Here is a 14,973-nt window from a genome sequence, read left to right as displayed (position 1 = left end):
CAGGTTACTGAGGCAGCCCGAGGGACTGTGAGCAGTGGGGCCAGGAGCCGTACCCACCGGTCGCAGCACGGACCTTCTCGGCGATCGCGATCTGCGTCTCGCGGCTCTGCTGGTGCGGGTAGCCGGGACCGCCGTACGCCTGCCACGTCGACAGCGAGAACTGCAGGCCGCCGTAGTAGCCGTTGCCGGTGTTGATGGCCCAGTTGCCGCCGGACTCGCACTTGGCCAGGGCGTCCCAGACGGTGCCGCCGGAGGCGTAGTTCGGCGCGGTGACGGCCTCGGGCTCCGGCTCGGGCTCCTTGGTGCCGACCTTGACGATCGCGTCGACCGGGGCGCGGGTGACCTCGGCGCGCTTGACGACGCGGCCGACGAGCTTCCCGTTGCGGTAGGTCAGGCGGTACGTCACGTCGCGCACGCCGGCGCGGCCGGCCCGGACCGTGCTGGTCTCGCCCTCGGTCATCGTGCCGTCCTCGCGCCGGGTGGTGGTGAAGTCGATCGACTCCGCCCGCACGCGCTTGGTCTCGACCCGCACGTCGGTGAAGACGATCCGGTCGCCGTCGGCGACCTCGGCGTCGAGCGCCGGCTTGGTCTCGTCGCGCTTGCCGAGGTCCACGCCGAGCTGGTCGAGCGCCTCGGAGACGGTGAGCGCGGTGACGGTGCGCTTCTTCCACTCCTTCGCGCCCAGCTTGACCTTGAGCGTCTTGGGGGTGACCACCTCGAGGGCCAGGCCCTCGCGGTCGATCGACCCGCCACGGCTGGCCGACAGGTCGGCGCCGTCGAAGCTGCGGCCGATCTGGCCGAGGGCACCGGACACCTCGGTGGCGGTGACCCAGTGGGTGGAGGTGTCGCCGTCGACGGTCAGCTCGACCGGCCGGGCGAAGCGGACCGAGATCTCCATCCCGTCGCTGACCTCCTCGTCGAGGCTGGGCGCGACCTCGTCGCGCTCGCCGACCTCGACGCCCTGGTCCTCCAGGACGTCGCCGACGGTCGCTGCCATCGAGCTGACGTCCGAGGACTCACCGTCGAGGCTGAGGGTCACGGACTTGCTGAGGGCCGAGTAGCCCAGGGTGGTCCCGGCGACTGCCAGGGCGACGACGGCGGCCAGGGCCACCATCACGGGGCGGCTGCGGCTGGACCGGGCCACCCAGTGTGCGATCTTGCTGCGCACGATTCTCCGAACGTCGTACTCCCCGGGTCTCGGGTTGCCGTGCGTCCCGCGCGAGCGCCTTCCAGCGGCTCGCGACAGGCCCGAGTCGACTGCGTCCGAGGGCTTCCCCACCCATGGTCGTCCGCGCCTCGCGCACTGGCGTGATCGTCCCGATCCCGGCCATCAGTGCTCCAGCACAACAGGCCGGAGAGACGATCGCAAACCCTCGTCCACCGTTGTGGGCAGGCTCTCAGTGCATTGATCAGGGCTCTCAGGGGCGGCCCGACCGGGTCACCAGGGCCCTCCGAAGGCCTCCTCGGTCGAGGCGTCGATGGCCACGCAGAGGTCCTCGAGGTCGTCCCCGCGGACCTCCGCCATCGCTCTGACGGTGAGCGGGACGAGGTAGGAGGCGTTCACCTGGCCGCGGTGCGGGTGCGGGGTGAGGTACGGCGCGTCGGTCTCCACGAGCACCCGGTCGCGCGGGGTCACGACCAGCGCGTCGCGCAGCGGCTGGGCGTTCCTGAACGTCACGGTGCCCGCGAAGGAGAGGTAGGCCCCGCGGTCCAGGCAGGCGCGCGCGAAGGCGGCGTCGCCGGAGAAGCAGTGCATCACCCAGCGCTCGGGCGCGCCCTCCTCGTCGAGGACGCGCAGCACGTCCTCGTGGGCGTCGCGGTCGTGGATGACGAGGGTCTTGTCCAGCCGCTTGGCCAGGTCGATGTGCCGGCGGAACGACTCCACCTGCACCGCGCGCCCCTCCTCGCCGGTCCGGAAGTGGTCGAGACCGGTCTCCCCCACCGCCCGCACCTTCGGGTGAGCACCGGCCAACGCCTCGATCTCGGCCATCGCGGTGTCGAGGTCGGTGCCCTGCGCCACCAGCCGCGGCGCCTCGTTGGGGTGCAGCGCGACCCCGGCGACGAGCGCGTCGTACGTCGCCGCCGCCTCGACCGCCCACCGGGCGCCGGGCAGGTCGCAGCCGATCTGGACGATCCGGGGCACGCCGACCGCCGCGGCGGCGGCGATCGCGGGGGCCACGTCGACCTGCGCGCCCGGGCCGTCCGGGGCCTCGCCCCGGGTGATGTCGAGGTGGCAGTGGTTGTCGACGACAGGCGCCGGGAGCGGGTCGGGGACGGGCGGGCGGTCCGAGGGCCGCCCGCTCACGTGCCGGCCACCCGCTCGAGGACCGCCTCGGCCAGCGCCTCGGGCGCGTGCGTCGGGATCCAGTGGCTGACCCCCTCGAGCACGACCAGCTCGTACGGCGCGTCGACGTGCTCGCCGGTCAGCTCGGCGCCGCGGCGGTCCAGCGCGGTGTCGCCGCTGCTCCACACCAGCGTCGTAGGGACCCGGACGGTGCGGCCGAGGACCGAGCGGTCCGAGAGCGGGAGCGCCCGGTAGTAGCCGAGCGCGTGCGGCAGCGCCCCGGTCGCCACGACCTCCTCCTGGACCCGCGAGACGTCCTCGCGCGACATGCCGGTCGCGATCATCGCCCGCTCCAGGAAGCGCCCGCCGGAGAGGCCCAGCAGCAGCTCGGGCAGGCGCGGCACCTGGAAGAGCCCGATGTACCAGGACCGCAGGGCCTGCGGCGAGGAGGTCATCGAGCGACGGAACGCCGCGGGGTGCGGGACCGAGACGGCGGTCAGCGTCCGGATGAGGTCGGGGTGAAGACCGGCGACGGTCCAGGCGACGATCGCCCCCCAGTCGTGGCCGACCAGGTGCACCGGGCGGCCGATCGTGCGCACCAGCGCCTCGACGTCGCCGGCGAGCAGCTCGGTGCGGTAGTGCCTGCGTCCCTCGGGCCGGGCGCCCGGGGAGTAGCCGCGCTGGTCCAGCGCGTAGGTCCGCAGGCCGGCCGCGTGCAGCAGCGGCTCGACGTGCCGCCACGACGTCGCGCGCTCGGGGAAGCCGTGCAGCAGGACGACGGGGTCGCCGTCCTCCGGGCCGCTGTCGTGGACGTCGAAGGTCAGGCCCTCGTGGTGGAACCGCTCCAGTCGTGCGCTCATGCTCATCCCTCTCCCCGGTGGACCAGGTCGTAGACCTCCCGCTTCGGCACCCCGGCCAGGCGGGCCACCTCGACGATGGCCTCCTTGCGGCTGGTGCCGGCGGCCTCGCGCTCGGCGACGGCCGCCCGCAGGCTCGCCGGGTCGGTGCCCACCTCGGCGACCGGCGACGCGCCCTGCACGACGACGGTCACCTCGCCCCGCACGCCCTCGGCCGCCCACGCGACGAGGTCGGCGAGCGGGCCGCGGCGTACCTCCTCGTGGGTCTTGGTCAGCTCGCGGCACACCGCGGCGGGCCGGTCCTCGCCGAACGCCTCGGCCATCGCGGCCAGCGCCGGCCCCGTGCGGTGGGGGGCCTCGAAGAACACCATCGTCCGCTCCTCCGCGGCGAGCCCGGCGAGCCGCCGCGCCCGCTCGCCGGCCTTGCGCGGCAGGAAGCCCTCGAAGCAGAACCGGTCGACCGGCAGCCCGGAGACCGCCAGCGCGGTCAGCACCGCGGAGGGCCCGGGCACGGCGGTCACGTGCACGTCGTGCTCGACGGCCGCGGCGACGAGGCGGTAGCCGGGGTCGGAGACGCTCGGCATGCCGGCGTCGGTCACGAGCAGCACCCGGTCGCCGTTCAGCAGCGCCTCGAGCAGGACCGGCGTGCGGGCGGACTCGTTGCCCTCGAAGTACGACACCACCCGGCCGCCGACGGTGACGCCGAGGTCGGAGGTGAGCCGCTTGAGCCGCCGGGTGTCCTCGGCGGCGACGACGTCGGCGCCCGCGAGCTCCTCGGCCAGCCGGGGCGGCGCGTCGGCCACCCGCCCGATGGGGGTGGCGGCGAGGACGAGGACGCCGGTCATGGGCCGATCATGGCAGCCGCCCGTCAGCGCCCCGACGGTCGTGTCCTCCCCCGTAGAGTCCTGCCCCGTGGCGGCGGCGAGGACGGTCCGGGCGCGGGTCGAGGACCCGGTGGTCTCGTGGACCGCGGCGATCGCGCTCGCGCTGGTCGCGCTGGCCCTGCGGCTGTGGAACCTCGGCGAGCCGCGCGAGTTCGAGTTCGACGAGACGTACTACGCCAAGGACGCCTGGTCGCTGGCCAACCACGGCTACGTCCGCGACTACGTCGACGACGCCAACGAGCAGATCCTCGCCGGGACCACCGAGGGCCTGTGGGAGTCCGAGCCCTCGATGATCGTCCACCCCGAGGTGGGCAAGTGGCTGATCGGGCTCGGCGAGCGGCTCTTCGGCATGGACCCGTTCGGCTGGCGGGTCGCCTCCGCCGTCGTCGGCGCGCTGATGGTGCTGGTGATGGTGCGGCTCGTCCGGCGGATGACCGGCTCCACGGTGCTCGGGCTGACCGCCGGGCTGCTGCTGAGCCTGGACGGGCTGCACTTCGTGCTCTCCCGGCTCGCGCTCCTCGACATCTTCCTGGCCTTCTTCACCCTCTGCGCCGTCGCGTGCGTGGTCGCCGACCGGGACTGGTACCGCGCCCGGCTGGCCGCGCTCGCCCCCGACCCGGTCGCCAGCGGCTGGGGCCCGGTCCGCGGGCTGCTGTGGCGGCCCTGGCTGCTCGGGGCCGGGGTCTGCTTCGGCCTGGCGCTCGGCACCAAGTGGACCGCGGCGTACCCCCTGGCCGCCTTCGGCATCCTGGTCTGGGCCTGGAGCGCGGGGGCCCGCCGGGCGGCGGGCGTGCGGCGGGCGACCCTGCGCTCGGCGCTCGTCGACGGCGTCCCGGCGTTCGCGTGGATGGTGCTCGTCGCGATGGTCGTGTACGTCGCGTCGTGGACCGGCTGGCTGGTGCACGCCCCGGAGTACGAGCAGAGCCTGTCCTCCACCCAGTACACCCGCTACTCCGGCACCGGCCAGTGCGAGGGCGACTCGTTCGTCGACGGGGCGCCGGCGGAGGGGAGGCGCTGGCCGACCGCCACCGAGCCCGACGCCTCCGGCCCGGCCGAGGCCGTGCAGTCGCTGAGGTCGCTGTGGAGCTACCACCAGGACCTGTTCACCTTCCACACCCACTTCCTCAGCTGCAGCTCGCACACCTACGCCTCGAAGCCGTCGGGCTGGCTGCTGATGAACCGGCCGGTCGGCGTCGCGGCCGACACCGGGATCGAGCCGGGCACCCGGGGCTGCGACGCACCGGAGGGCAGCGACTGCCTGCGCCAGGTGCTGCTGCTGGGCACCCCGGTCCTGTGGTGGGGCGGGCTGCTCGCCCTGCTCGTCGCCGTCGCCACCTGGGTCGGCGCCCGGGACTGGCGGGCGGGCGTGGCCGTGGTGGGGACGGCGTCGACCTGGCTGCCCTGGCTGCAGTACGACGACCGGCCGATCTTCCTGTTCTACGTCTCGCTCTCGCTGCCGTTCGTCGTGATCGCGATCGTGCTCGCCATGGGCAGGTTGGTCGGGCCCTCGCGCGTCCCGACCCCACGCCGGACGGTCGGCGTGGTGCTCTCGGGCTCCTTCGTCGTGCTGGTGCTGCTGAACTTCGCCTGGTTCTGGCCGGTCTACACCAACGGGCTGCTCACGCACTCGGAGTGGCTCGACCGGATCTGGTTCCAGCGCTGGATCTAGCGCCGGATCGAGCGCTGGGTCCAGCGCTGGGTCCGGCCGGACGGGTGCCCGCCCGCCGGCGGGTAGCGTCACCGTCCGTGAGCTCCTTCCGGCCCGGTTGGTCGTCCCTGCCCGCCCCGCTCGCACAGATGTGGACCGAGCGGCACCTGTGCACGCTCACCACGCTGCGGCCCGACGGCCGCCCGCACGTCGTCCCGGTCGGCTGCGCGCTGGACCCGGAGCAGCAGTGCGCCTGGGTGATCTCCTCGCGCACCTCCCGCAAGGTGCGCAACCTGCTCGCCGCCCCCGGTCCGGTCGCGGTGTGCCAGGTCGACGGGGCCCGCTGGTCGACGCTCGAGGGGACGGCCGTGGTCACCTCCGACGCCGGCGACGTGGCGCGCGCCGTCGAGCGGTATGCCGGCCGCTACCGCCAGCCGCGCGAGAACGCCGAGCGGGTGGCGCTGCGGATCTCCGTCGACCGGTTCCTGGGGTCGCGCGGGCTGTTCTGACCGTCTCGGCCGGGGGCCGCCCCGGCCGGCTCCCACCGGGGGCGGCCCAGCGCGGGTCGATCCGCACCAGTCCGGCCACCGCCAGCGCGCCGAGCGCCAGCCCGCCGACCGCGAGGTACGGCGCGGCGAGGCCCCAGCCGAGCAGCGCTCCCTGGTAGCCGGTGAAGGCCAGGCCGTCGCCCACGACGCGGGCCTCGACGTCCTCGCCGGCGCGCGGCTCCGGCCCGCCGTACCGGTCGCTCACCTCGCCCTCGACGACCGCGTCGCCGTCCCGCCACGTCGCGTCGCAGGTGCGTGGGTCCCCCGGCGGCGGCCCGGTGCGGCACTCGGCACCGGCGGCGACCCGGGCGAGGACCGTGCGCTCGTCGGTCCACCCGGAGGCCGAGCCGTGCATGAACGCCCACACCGGGGCGCCGAGCAGCACCAGGGTCACCGCCAGGACCAGCAGCCCCAGCAGCACCCGCGCGAGGGGCGGGGAGGGGTCGACGGGCGCGTTCACGCCCGCATCGTCCCAGGTCAAGCCCGCCGCGGCGGCGGGCGGTCAGGCACCCGCGGGGGACGGCTCCGTCGGCGGGGTGTCGGGCGTGGGGATCGGCGAGGTGGCCGGGTCGGTGCTCGGCACGATGTCGGGATCGGGGTCGGTCAGGGGCTCGGGGGTCAGCGGTTCGGTGGTCATGCCCGGTCCGGTACCCGCCGGCACCGCTGCGCACCGGCGGATCAGTAGTCCGCGAGGTTCCCGCAGCTGGTGCCCCCGGGCCCGTCGACGACCAGGGCTGCGCCGTCCTCGAGGTCCGCCATGGTCAGGTCCAGCTCGGCGTCCAGCAGGCCCGAGCCGGTCTCCCCCACCTCGAGGTCGGGGAGGTCGGGCAGGCCGGCGCCCTGCTCGTCCTGGCCGGCCTCCGCCTGCTCGTCGCAGGTCGTGCCCGGCAGCAGCGCGACGGTCCAGGTGCCGGTGTCGGCCTCCTTGACCCGCACCTCGAGCCGCACGCCGTCGCCGGACGGCGCGATCTCGGCGCGGCCGAGCGCGGGTCCGTCGCCGTCGGGCGTCGGCAGCGTCGCGGTGATCCGCTCGGCCGACCGGTAGGCGCCCGACCCGTCCGGCCCGACCGGCAGCGGCTCGGGCTCGGAGGAGCAGCCGGCCAGGGCCAGCGCCGCGAGCACCGCCACGGCGCCCGCGCCCGTCGTACGACGCCGCCGGCCGGTCCGCATCAGGCGGCGTCCCCGCGCTTGACCAGCGCGTCGGTCAGCATCGCGACCAGGGCCTCGAGCTGGATGTCGGCGCTGTTGGGCAGCTCGGTGTCGGACCCGTCGAGCGCGCGGGCGGCGAGGCCGGCCTTGCTGTCGATGAGCTCGGCGATCCGGGTGTCGAGGGTCTGCGCGGCGATGATCCGCCAGGCGGTGACCGGCTCCTCCTGCCCGATGCGGTGGATGCGGTCGATCGCCTGGGTCTGCTCGGCGTCGGTCCACGACAGCTCGGCCAGCACCAGGTTGGAGGCGACCTGCAGGTTGAGCCCGACGCCGGCCGCGGTCAGCGAGCAGACGACGATCTCGACCTCGGGGTCGTTGACGAACGCGTCGATGTTGCGCTGCCGGGCCTGGGAGGTCTGGTCGCCGCGGATGGAGGAGTACCGGATCCCGCGGCGGGCGAAGGTGTCCTCGGCGACGTCCATCACGTCGACGTGCTTGGCGAAGAACACCACCTTGCCCACGTTGCGCGCGAGCTGGGCGGCGTAGTCGGCGGCGAGCCCGGCCTTGGCCTGGCCGATGCGGCGCATCATCCCGAAGACGTTCTCGCCCGAGGTGTTGTCGGTGGTGTCCTCGCGCTCCCACGTCGCGACGCGGCGCACCAGCTCGTGGTCGATGCCCTCGACTGTCTGGCCCGACGTGCGGGTGGCCAGCGCGGTGTCGTACCGCTCCACGAGGCGGCGCGCGAGCTCGCGCTCGGCGGCGCGGATGGAGCGGCCGGCCTCGTCGTCCAGCTCGACCGGGAGGTCGGCGACCCGGCGGGCGGGGATGTCGGCGGCGACGTCGACCTTGCGGCGGCGCACGATGCCCATGTCGATGACGCAGCGGCGCGCCGCGGGGTAGAACGGCGGGTCGGCCGGGGTCAGACCGGTGTCCTCGAGGGCGTCCATGAGCCGGCCCAGCGGGCGCTTGTCGTCGATCCAGCCGAGGAACTGCCAGATCGCGCGGAAGTCCTCGATGTCGTTGATCAGCGGCGTGCCGGTCAGCGCCATCATCAGCGGCCGGCCGATGCGCTGGCGGATCCGGTCGGAGAGCTGCAGCACGTGCTGGGAGCGCTGGGAGGTCTTGTTCTTGATGAAGTGCGCCTCGTCGACGACCATCCCGCGGAAGCCGAAGTCCCCGAGCCAGCCGACGTGGCGGTCGAGCACCTCGTAGTTGACGACCACGATGTCGGCGAAGCCGTCGACGTTCGCGCCGTCGCCGTGGATGACGGTCACGGGGCGGTTGGGCACCCACAGACCGGCCTCGCGGGCCCAGTTGGTCTTCACGACGTTCGGCACGACGACCAGCAGCGGGAACGCCTCGGCGGCCTGCGCGGCCAGCAGGGCCTGCGCGGTCTTGCCCAGGCCGGGCTCGTCGGCGAGCAGGAAGGTGCGGTGTCCCTTCGCGGCCGCGGCCACCAGCTGCGCCTGGTGCGGCATCAGCTCGCGGTCACCCGGGACCTTGACCTCCTCGGGGTCCGGGAGCGGCATGCAGGACACGGCCCCGGCGCCGCCGTACTCGAAGGAGCGGAAGAGCGGGCCGAGCAGCTCCCAGGTCGCCAGCCGGCGGGGGTGGCTGGCACGGGCCTCGGCGACGCTGAAGTCGGGGGCCAGGAACGGGTTGGCGAGCTGGCGGGCGATGACCGACTGCGGCACGACGCGGCGCTCGGTGACCGGTGTGCCGACCAGCGCCTCCTCGGCCTCGGGCTCGGGCTCGGGGTCCGGCTCCATCCCGGCGGCGCGGAGCATCCGCAGCTTCAGCTCGTGGGCGGAGTCGGAGACCTGCGCGTCCTCGGCCAGCAGCGAGAGCAGCGAGGTGTCGCGGGCGGTGGTCTTGGCCAGGATCGTGCCGATGCCGTCGAGCCGCTTGAGCTGCTCGGCCTTCTGGGCCTCGGTCTGCTCGGTGTCGGCCTTGACGCGCGAGCGCTCCTCGCGGGCGAGCAGGGCGACGACCTGGAACTTCGTGCGCGCCGACGGGCTGACCGTGCCGCGCTGGGCACTGGCCTCGACCTCGCGCACGGCGCGGGCGAGGACCGGGATTAGTCCCTCGTTGTCGAGCTCCCGTGCGCGGCGGCGCGGGGCGTTGCGGGGCGCGCCGGTCCGGCGCTGGCCTCCTCGAGCCAAAGCCTTCTCCTCCCGGTGCCGTGCACAAGCACGGCGGGACACCGACACCGCACGCGCTGCCGGCCGCTGCTGCGGGGGCGAGGCGACGACTGGCGAGGCAGACGTCCGCACGCGGTGTGGATCTGGCGACCACCGGTCGGTGGCCGCGGCTCCGGTCCTGCGACGACGGCGGAGGTACGTCGCGGACCGGCCCGTCCACTGTAGCGCGCGGTCACCCCGCGTGCGGGATCGGCGTGCCTACCGGTGGGTACCAGGACCGCACACCACCGTCCGATGCGTCCAGGAGGCCACGATGCCCGCCAAGGAAGAGCTGCCCTCGACCATCCAGCGCTCGCCGAAGAAGGCCCAGCGCACCTGGTCCAAGGCCCACGACAGCGCTGTCGACGAGTACGGCGAGGGCGAGCGCGCGCACCGCACCGCGTTCGCCGCGCTCAAGCACTCCTTCGAGAAGGTCGGCGACCACTGGGAGGCCAAGGACGGGAAGGGCCCGTCCGACAAGCAGGCGAGCAAGTCCGGCGGCTCCGCGCGCGAGGGCGGGGGGACCGCCGAGGGCGTCGACGCCAACGCCAGCAAGAAGCACCTGATGGACCTCGCGAAGAAGCTCGACATCTCCGGCCGCTCGACGATGAAGAAGGACGAGCTGGTCGAGGCGATCAAGAAGGCGAACCGCAAGGAGACCCGCAAGAGCCGGTCCTGAGCCGGTCCTGGGCCGGCCCTCAGCCGGGCCGGCCCGCTAGTCCACCGTCGTCCGGGACGCGCACCCCGCGGCCGGCTCGGTGAGGGTCGCGCCGGCCAGCGCGTCGTCCGCGCGCGACCGCCCGAGGTTCCACTCCCACACGTCGCCGTCCTGCCCGGTCCGCTCGCGGCCGGCCAGCACGCCCGCGCGCAGGTCGTCGGGCAGGTCCGCGGAGCGGTCGACCAGCGCGGGCACCGCGTCGTCGGAGAGCCCCTGCAGGTAGGCCGGGTCGAGGCGGCCGGTGTCGGCGTACCGCTCGAGGTTGTGCTCGGCCACCCAGGCGTCGGGGTTGACCGCGGCCAGGCCGAGCAGCGCGACGACGCCGCTGACGAGCGCGAACCGCGGGAACCAGGTCGTCCGCCGGCCGACCAGGCAGGCGAGGAGCACCGCGAGCACGAGCAGCCCCAGCCAGCCCTCGACGACGTCGACGAGCAGGCGCAGGCGGGTGAAGCCGTAGGCCTCCTGGTAGAGGTGCATCCGGTACAGCGCGGAGGCGACCACGACCAGGGTCTCCAGGCAGAGCAGGCCGAGGGCCCCGCGCAGCCACGCCCGGTCGGCGGGGGTCGCCCGGGGCGCCTTCCGGGCGGCGGCCCACACCACCAGGAGGGTGAGCGCGGTGGCGACGGTCAGCTGGCCGAACCCCTGGTGGACGTACTCCGCGTAGGTCAGCCCCGTCGTCCGCCGCAGGTGGTCGTGCCCGGCGAGGACGACGGTCGCCTGCGCGGCGAGGAACACCGCGAAGACGCCGATGACGACCAGGACCGGAGCCAGCCACTCGAACCGGCGCGCGACCGGGCGCGGGCCGCGCTCGGTGCGGTCGACACGCGGGGGGTCGAGGGCGAGGTACGCCGCGGCCAGCACGACGCCGCCGACCGCCACCGTGAGGAAGACCCGCGCCACCAGCAGGTCGGAGGTCAGGTCGGGCACCACCGCGTCGGCCCACCGCGCGAGCAGGGCGTCGGCGGAGACGAGCAGCGCGCCGAACACCACCAGGCCGAGCACCGACCACACGACGGTGCGCAGCACGGCGGCGCCCCGGCCGAGCCCGGTGAGGGTCCCGACCGTGCGGCCCAGCCAGGGCAGCCCGCGCAGGCCGGCCAGCGGCCAGGCCAGGCCCGAGAGCACGATCCCGGCCGCGGTGCGGGCCCGCGTGGCCCCGCACAGCGCCGTGGCCACCCCGGCGAGCAGGCAGAGCACGACGAGCCACTCCGCGTCGCGCAGCAGCGCGGTCGCGGCCAGCAGGAGGGACAGCGCGGCGCAGGCCGCCGTCCAGGGCTCGCGGCGGTGCGGGCTCGCGGCCACCAGCACCCCGCCGGCGGCGAGCAGCACGAGGAACGTCCCGAGGCCCAAGCCGCGGTCGGGCAGCAGCGCCGCCGCCAGCACACCGGTGGCGACCGCGCCGGCGAGCAGCCCGACCCGCGGCGGCACGGCGCGGGCCGGCCAGAACCCCGCGAAGAGCTCGTCGAGCAGGCCGGGCGGGGCCACCGGTCGGTCAGCCGGGTCCGGCCCCTCGGCCGGCTCCTCGGCCGGCTCCTCGGCCGGCTCCTCGGCCGGCTGCTCGGGGGGCTCGCCACCCGGCGCCGGGGAGGAGGGAGCCGTGACGGTCACCCGCTCCCGCGGCGCCAGCGGCAGGTCGACCCGCACCCGGGCGCCGCTCCTGTCCGCCTCGGGGTCGACGAACCCGATCGTCCCGCCGTGCAGGTCGCTCACCCACCGGGCGATCGCGAGCCCGAGGCCCGTGCCGCCGGTGCCGTCGCCGGCACCACCGAGGGTGCCGAACCGCTCGAAGACCCGCTCGCGGTCCGTCGTCGGCACGCCCGGTCCCTCGTCGGCGACCTCCAGCAGGTAGCGCTCCCCCGCCTGCACGCCGCTCACCCGCACCTTCGCCCCCGCGGGACTGTGACGCGAGGCGTTGTCGAGCAGGTTCGCCACGAGCTGGCGCAACCGCGCCGGGTCGGCGGCGACGACCAGGTCCGCCGGCTCGACGCGCACGTCGTACGACACCGGGCGGCCGAGCACCTTCGCCTCCGCGACGGCGTCGGCCAACAGCCCTGCGAGCCGGACCGGCTGGGGGGTGAGCGGGGCGCGGCCGGCGTCCACCCGGGCGAGGTCGAGGAGGTCCTCGACCAGGCCGCTGGTGCGCTCGGCCTGGTCCAGCGCCGCCTGGAGCGCCGCGGGATCGGCGGGACCGACGCCGTCGACGAGGTTCTCCAGCACCGCCCGCAGGCCGGTCAGCGGCGTCCGCAGCTCGTGGCTGACGTTCGCCACGAGCTCCCGGCGCTGCCGGTCGACGCTGGCGAGCTCGCGGGCCATCGTGTTGAACGCCCGCGCCAGCTCGCCCACCTCGTCGCGCGAGGTCTCCGCCACCCGCACGGCGTGGTCGCCGGTCGCCATCCGCCGCGCGGCCGCCGTCATCTGCCGCAGCGGCGAGGTCATGCCGACCGCGAGCAGCTGGGTCACCGCGAGCGCGAGGGCGACGGTGACCGGGATGCCCAGCCAGGCCGGCACGCCCGCGGCCCGGCCCAGCGTGGCGACCGTCGCCGCGACCAGCACGCTGGCCGCGACCAGCAGGCCGAGCTTGACCTTGATCGAGCCGACCGGCGCGAGCGGCTGCGGCGTCACGACGCACCATCCGGGGCGGTCTCGAGGGCGTACCCGACGCCGTGCACGGTCCGGACCCGGTCCGCCCCGATCTTCGCCCGCAGCCCCTTGACGTGGCTGTCGACCGTCCGCGTCCCGGACGCACCGCCCCAGCCCCACACCTCCGCCAGGAGGCGCTCGCGGGTGACGACCGCGCCGGGCGTCGCCGCCAGGCACAGGAGCAGGTCGAACTCGGTCGGCGTCAGCCGCACCTCCTCCTGCCCGCGCCACACCCGCCGGGCCGGTGCGTCGACCCGCAGGTCCCCCACCTCGAGGGCCCGACGGCCCGCCAGCTCACCGGCCCGCTCGACGCGGCGCAGCAGGGCGGCCACCCGGGCGACCAGCTCGCGCATCCGGAACGGCTTGGTCAGGTAGTCGTCGGCCCCGACCGCCAGCCCCACGAGGACGTCGGCCTCCTCCGCACGCGCGGTGAGCATCAGCACCGGCACCGGCCGGTCGGCCTGGATCCGCCGGCACACCTCGTGGCCGTCGAACCCGGGCAGCATCAGGTCGAGCACGACCAGGTCGGGCGCGTGCTCGGCGTACGCCGCCACGCCGCCGGGCCCGTCGACGGCCCGGACCACGTCGTACCCCTCCGCGGTCAGCCGGTCGGCGAGGGCCTGGTTGATCACCGGGTCGTCCTCGACGACGAGGACGCGACGGCGTGCGCTGCTCATGACCGCGAGCGTAGGAGCGCGGGGCGCCGGGAGCAGGGGACGACGTGTGCAGATCCTGTGCAGATCGGCCGACAGGGCGGGCCGGGTGGGGCCCAGCGGGTCAGCCGGTGGCCCCGGTGGTGGCCTCGTAGTGGACGAAGTAGTCGCCCTCGGAGTCCACCGTCACGCCCACGATCACCGGGGTGCTGCGGTCGCCGTCGGACCAGGTGCCGGTCCCCCGGCAGGTGAGCACCGTCGCCTCCTCCGGGCCGGTCGGCACCTCGACGCTCCCGCGCGCGTCCACGACGACCTCGACGTCGCGCACGTCGAGCAGGCGCACCGGCGGGGCCTGCTCCTCGCTGATCCGCACCGCCTCCTCGACCGTGGTCCCGCACGCCTCCTCGACGCCCAGGTCGGCGAAGGCGGGGTCGCCGGAGGCGGCCAGGTCGTCGCCCCAGACCACGAGGGCGATCGCGACCCCCACCGAGGCCAGGGCGAAGACCGCGGCGCCGAGGCCGATGAGGACCTTGGCGGTCCGACTGGTCCCCGGGACCGCGTGGGTCGGGAGGTGGGCCGGGAGGTGGGGCGGGTACGACGGGTAGGCGGGGTGGTGGGCGGCCGGCTGGGCCGGGTGCGCCGGCTGCGGCCGGACGGGGGCCGTGTGCGGCGTCCAGGCCCGGCCGTCCCACCAGCGCAGCAGCGCCGGCTCGCTGGCGTCCGGGTACCAGCCGGGCGGCGGCGGGGTCGAGGTCACGGCCGCACGCTAGCGGCCCCGGCCGGGCGCCACACCGGACGCGCGACGCCATGGGCCCCGCGCTGCTCGCGCTGCGAGCTCGACGCCCCGGTGAGCAAGGGCTACTTCCGGGGAGCCGAGCTGCACGCGCCTCCGTGATCGGCGGAGCCTCGAGCCAACCCCGAGCCGTCGCACGAGGCACGCCCTCGAACACCACCTAACGGCAGACTAGGAACGAGGCGCGCCGGGGCGCATCCCGCATCTGGGGTAGGACTACCGCGCGGACGCCCCGGGCGGGAAGCGCGGCCCCAGCGGGAGCAGGCACTGCTTCCGCACGCACCTCGTCACCATCGGCCAGGGCAGCTCGCCGCCCCCGACCGCGAACGTCGTCAGGCCCCCCGGCTCGCGGTGCCTCTCGACCTGGCGCCACCCCAGCAGGATCTCCGGGGCGAGCGGGCCGCGGAACGCCGTCGACCCGGTGCCACCTCGGGTGCCAGACAGGTCCCGCCGCCGAGATGCAGAACCGCCCCCCGCCTGCTTCGCAGGTGGGGGGCGGTTCTCTGTCTGGTGGAGCTGAGGGGATTCGAACCCCTGACCTTCTCATTGCGAACGAGACGCGCTACCAACTGCGCCACAGCCCCAGTGCGATCCCTGGGCTGGACCCGGGACGCGAGGG

At 75.1% G+C, this 14,973-nt stretch carries 13 protein-coding genes and 1 tRNA gene; 3 read left to right on the top strand and 11 right to left on the bottom strand.

Features of this window, described 5'->3' with window-relative positions; translation table 11 throughout:
* Window positions 1–4 precede the first annotated feature (4 nt).
* The 4 genes from OSR43_RS03720 to rsmI all read right to left on the bottom strand — a co-directional run bounded on the left by OSR43_RS03720 (window position 5) and on the right by rsmI (window position 3,986).
* Window positions 5–1,168: a resuscitation-promoting factor gene (locus OSR43_RS03720; protein WP_302269687.1), complete on the bottom strand. Its 1,164-nt coding sequence runs from the start codon at window positions 1,166–1,168 to the stop codon at window positions 5–7.
* Window positions 1,169–1,438: 270 nt separating this feature from the next.
* Window positions 1,439–2,305, bottom strand: coding sequence for a TatD family hydrolase (locus OSR43_RS03715; protein WP_302269686.1), 867 nt, complete (start codon window positions 2,303–2,305; stop codon window positions 1,439–1,441).
* The gene (locus OSR43_RS03710) at window positions 2,302–3,144 is read right to left on the bottom strand and encodes an alpha/beta fold hydrolase (RefSeq protein WP_302269685.1); all 843 of its coding nucleotides are present in this window, start codon (window positions 3,142–3,144) and stop codon (window positions 2,302–2,304) included. Before OSR43_RS03710 ends, OSR43_RS03715 begins: the two co-directional genes overlap by 4 nt.
* Window positions 3,145–3,146: 2 nt before the next feature.
* Window positions 3,147–3,986, bottom strand: a complete 840-nt coding sequence (rsmI, locus tag OSR43_RS03705) for a 16S rRNA (cytidine(1402)-2'-O)-methyltransferase (RefSeq protein WP_302269684.1) — start codon at window positions 3,984–3,986, stop codon at window positions 3,147–3,149.
* Window positions 3,987–4,053: 67 nt separating this feature from the next.
* Here rsmI and OSR43_RS03700 point away from each other — a divergent pair, with 67 nt between their 5' ends.
* Window positions 4,054–5,694, top strand: coding sequence for a dolichyl-phosphate-mannose--protein mannosyltransferase (locus tag OSR43_RS03700; RefSeq protein ID WP_302269683.1), 1,641 nt, complete (start codon window positions 4,054–4,056; stop codon window positions 5,692–5,694).
* A gap of 77 nt (window positions 5,695–5,771) precedes the next feature.
* Window positions 5,772–6,182, top strand: a complete 411-nt coding sequence (locus tag OSR43_RS03695) for a pyridoxamine 5'-phosphate oxidase family protein (RefSeq protein WP_302269682.1) — start codon at window positions 5,772–5,774, stop codon at window positions 6,180–6,182.
* Window positions 6,183–6,723: 541 nt separating this feature from the next.
* Here OSR43_RS03695 and OSR43_RS03690 read toward each other — a convergent pair.
* Genes OSR43_RS03690 through OSR43_RS03680 form a run of 3 tightly spaced genes read right to left on the bottom strand, consistent with a single transcriptional unit; the run spans window position 6,724 to window position 9,532 of the window.
* Window positions 6,724–6,858 carry a hypothetical protein gene (locus tag OSR43_RS03690; protein ID WP_302269681.1) on the bottom strand — a complete coding sequence of 45 codons (135 nt, stop codon included), beginning with the start codon at window positions 6,856–6,858 and terminating at the stop codon, window positions 6,724–6,726.
* 41 nt (window positions 6,859–6,899) lie between these two features.
* Window positions 6,900–7,391, bottom strand: coding sequence for a hypothetical protein (locus OSR43_RS03685; protein ID WP_302269679.1), 492 nt, complete (start codon window positions 7,389–7,391; stop codon window positions 6,900–6,902).
* The gene (locus OSR43_RS03680) at window positions 7,391–9,532 is read right to left on the bottom strand and encodes a DEAD/DEAH box helicase (protein ID WP_302269678.1); all 2,142 of its coding nucleotides are present in this window, start codon (window positions 9,530–9,532) and stop codon (window positions 7,391–7,393) included. The genes OSR43_RS03685 and OSR43_RS03680 overlap by 1 nt, the downstream gene beginning before the upstream one ends.
* A 292-nt stretch (window positions 9,533–9,824) precedes the next feature.
* On the opposite strand from OSR43_RS03680, the gene OSR43_RS03675 reads away from it, so the two are divergent.
* Window positions 9,825–10,229: a ChaB family protein gene (locus OSR43_RS03675; RefSeq protein WP_302269677.1), complete on the top strand. Its 405-nt coding sequence runs from the start codon at window positions 9,825–9,827 to the stop codon at window positions 10,227–10,229.
* 36 nt (window positions 10,230–10,265) lie between these two features.
* Here the strand turns inward: OSR43_RS03675 and OSR43_RS03670 are convergent, their stop codons facing one another.
* The 4 genes from OSR43_RS03670 to OSR43_RS03655 form a co-directional block, all read right to left on the bottom strand.
* The gene (locus OSR43_RS03670) at window positions 10,266–12,890 is read right to left on the bottom strand and encodes a DUF4153 domain-containing protein (RefSeq protein WP_302269676.1); all 2,625 of its coding nucleotides are present in this window, start codon (window positions 12,888–12,890) and stop codon (window positions 10,266–10,268) included.
* Window positions 12,887–13,585: a response regulator transcription factor gene (locus tag OSR43_RS03665; RefSeq protein WP_302269675.1), complete on the bottom strand. Its 699-nt coding sequence runs from the start codon at window positions 13,583–13,585 to the stop codon at window positions 12,887–12,889. The genes OSR43_RS03670 and OSR43_RS03665 overlap by 4 nt, the downstream gene beginning before the upstream one ends.
* 100 nt (window positions 13,586–13,685) lie before the next feature.
* Window positions 13,686–14,318 (bottom strand): DUF2510 domain-containing protein, encoded by a 633-nt coding sequence (locus OSR43_RS03660; RefSeq protein ID WP_302269674.1) that lies wholly within the window; start codon window positions 14,316–14,318, stop codon window positions 13,686–13,688.
* Between the two features lie 544 nt (window positions 14,319–14,862).
* Window positions 14,863–14,938: transfer RNA gene (locus OSR43_RS03655), tRNA-Ala, on the bottom strand.
* Between the last annotated feature and the right edge of the window lie 35 nt (window positions 14,939–14,973).

Source organism: Nocardioides sp. Arc9.136 (assembly GCF_030506255.1).
Lineage (GTDB): Bacteria > Actinomycetota > Actinomycetes > Propionibacteriales > Nocardioidaceae > Nocardioides.
Note: the sequence above shows the minus strand (reverse complement) of the source record. Positions and strands in the feature narration are given on the sequence as shown.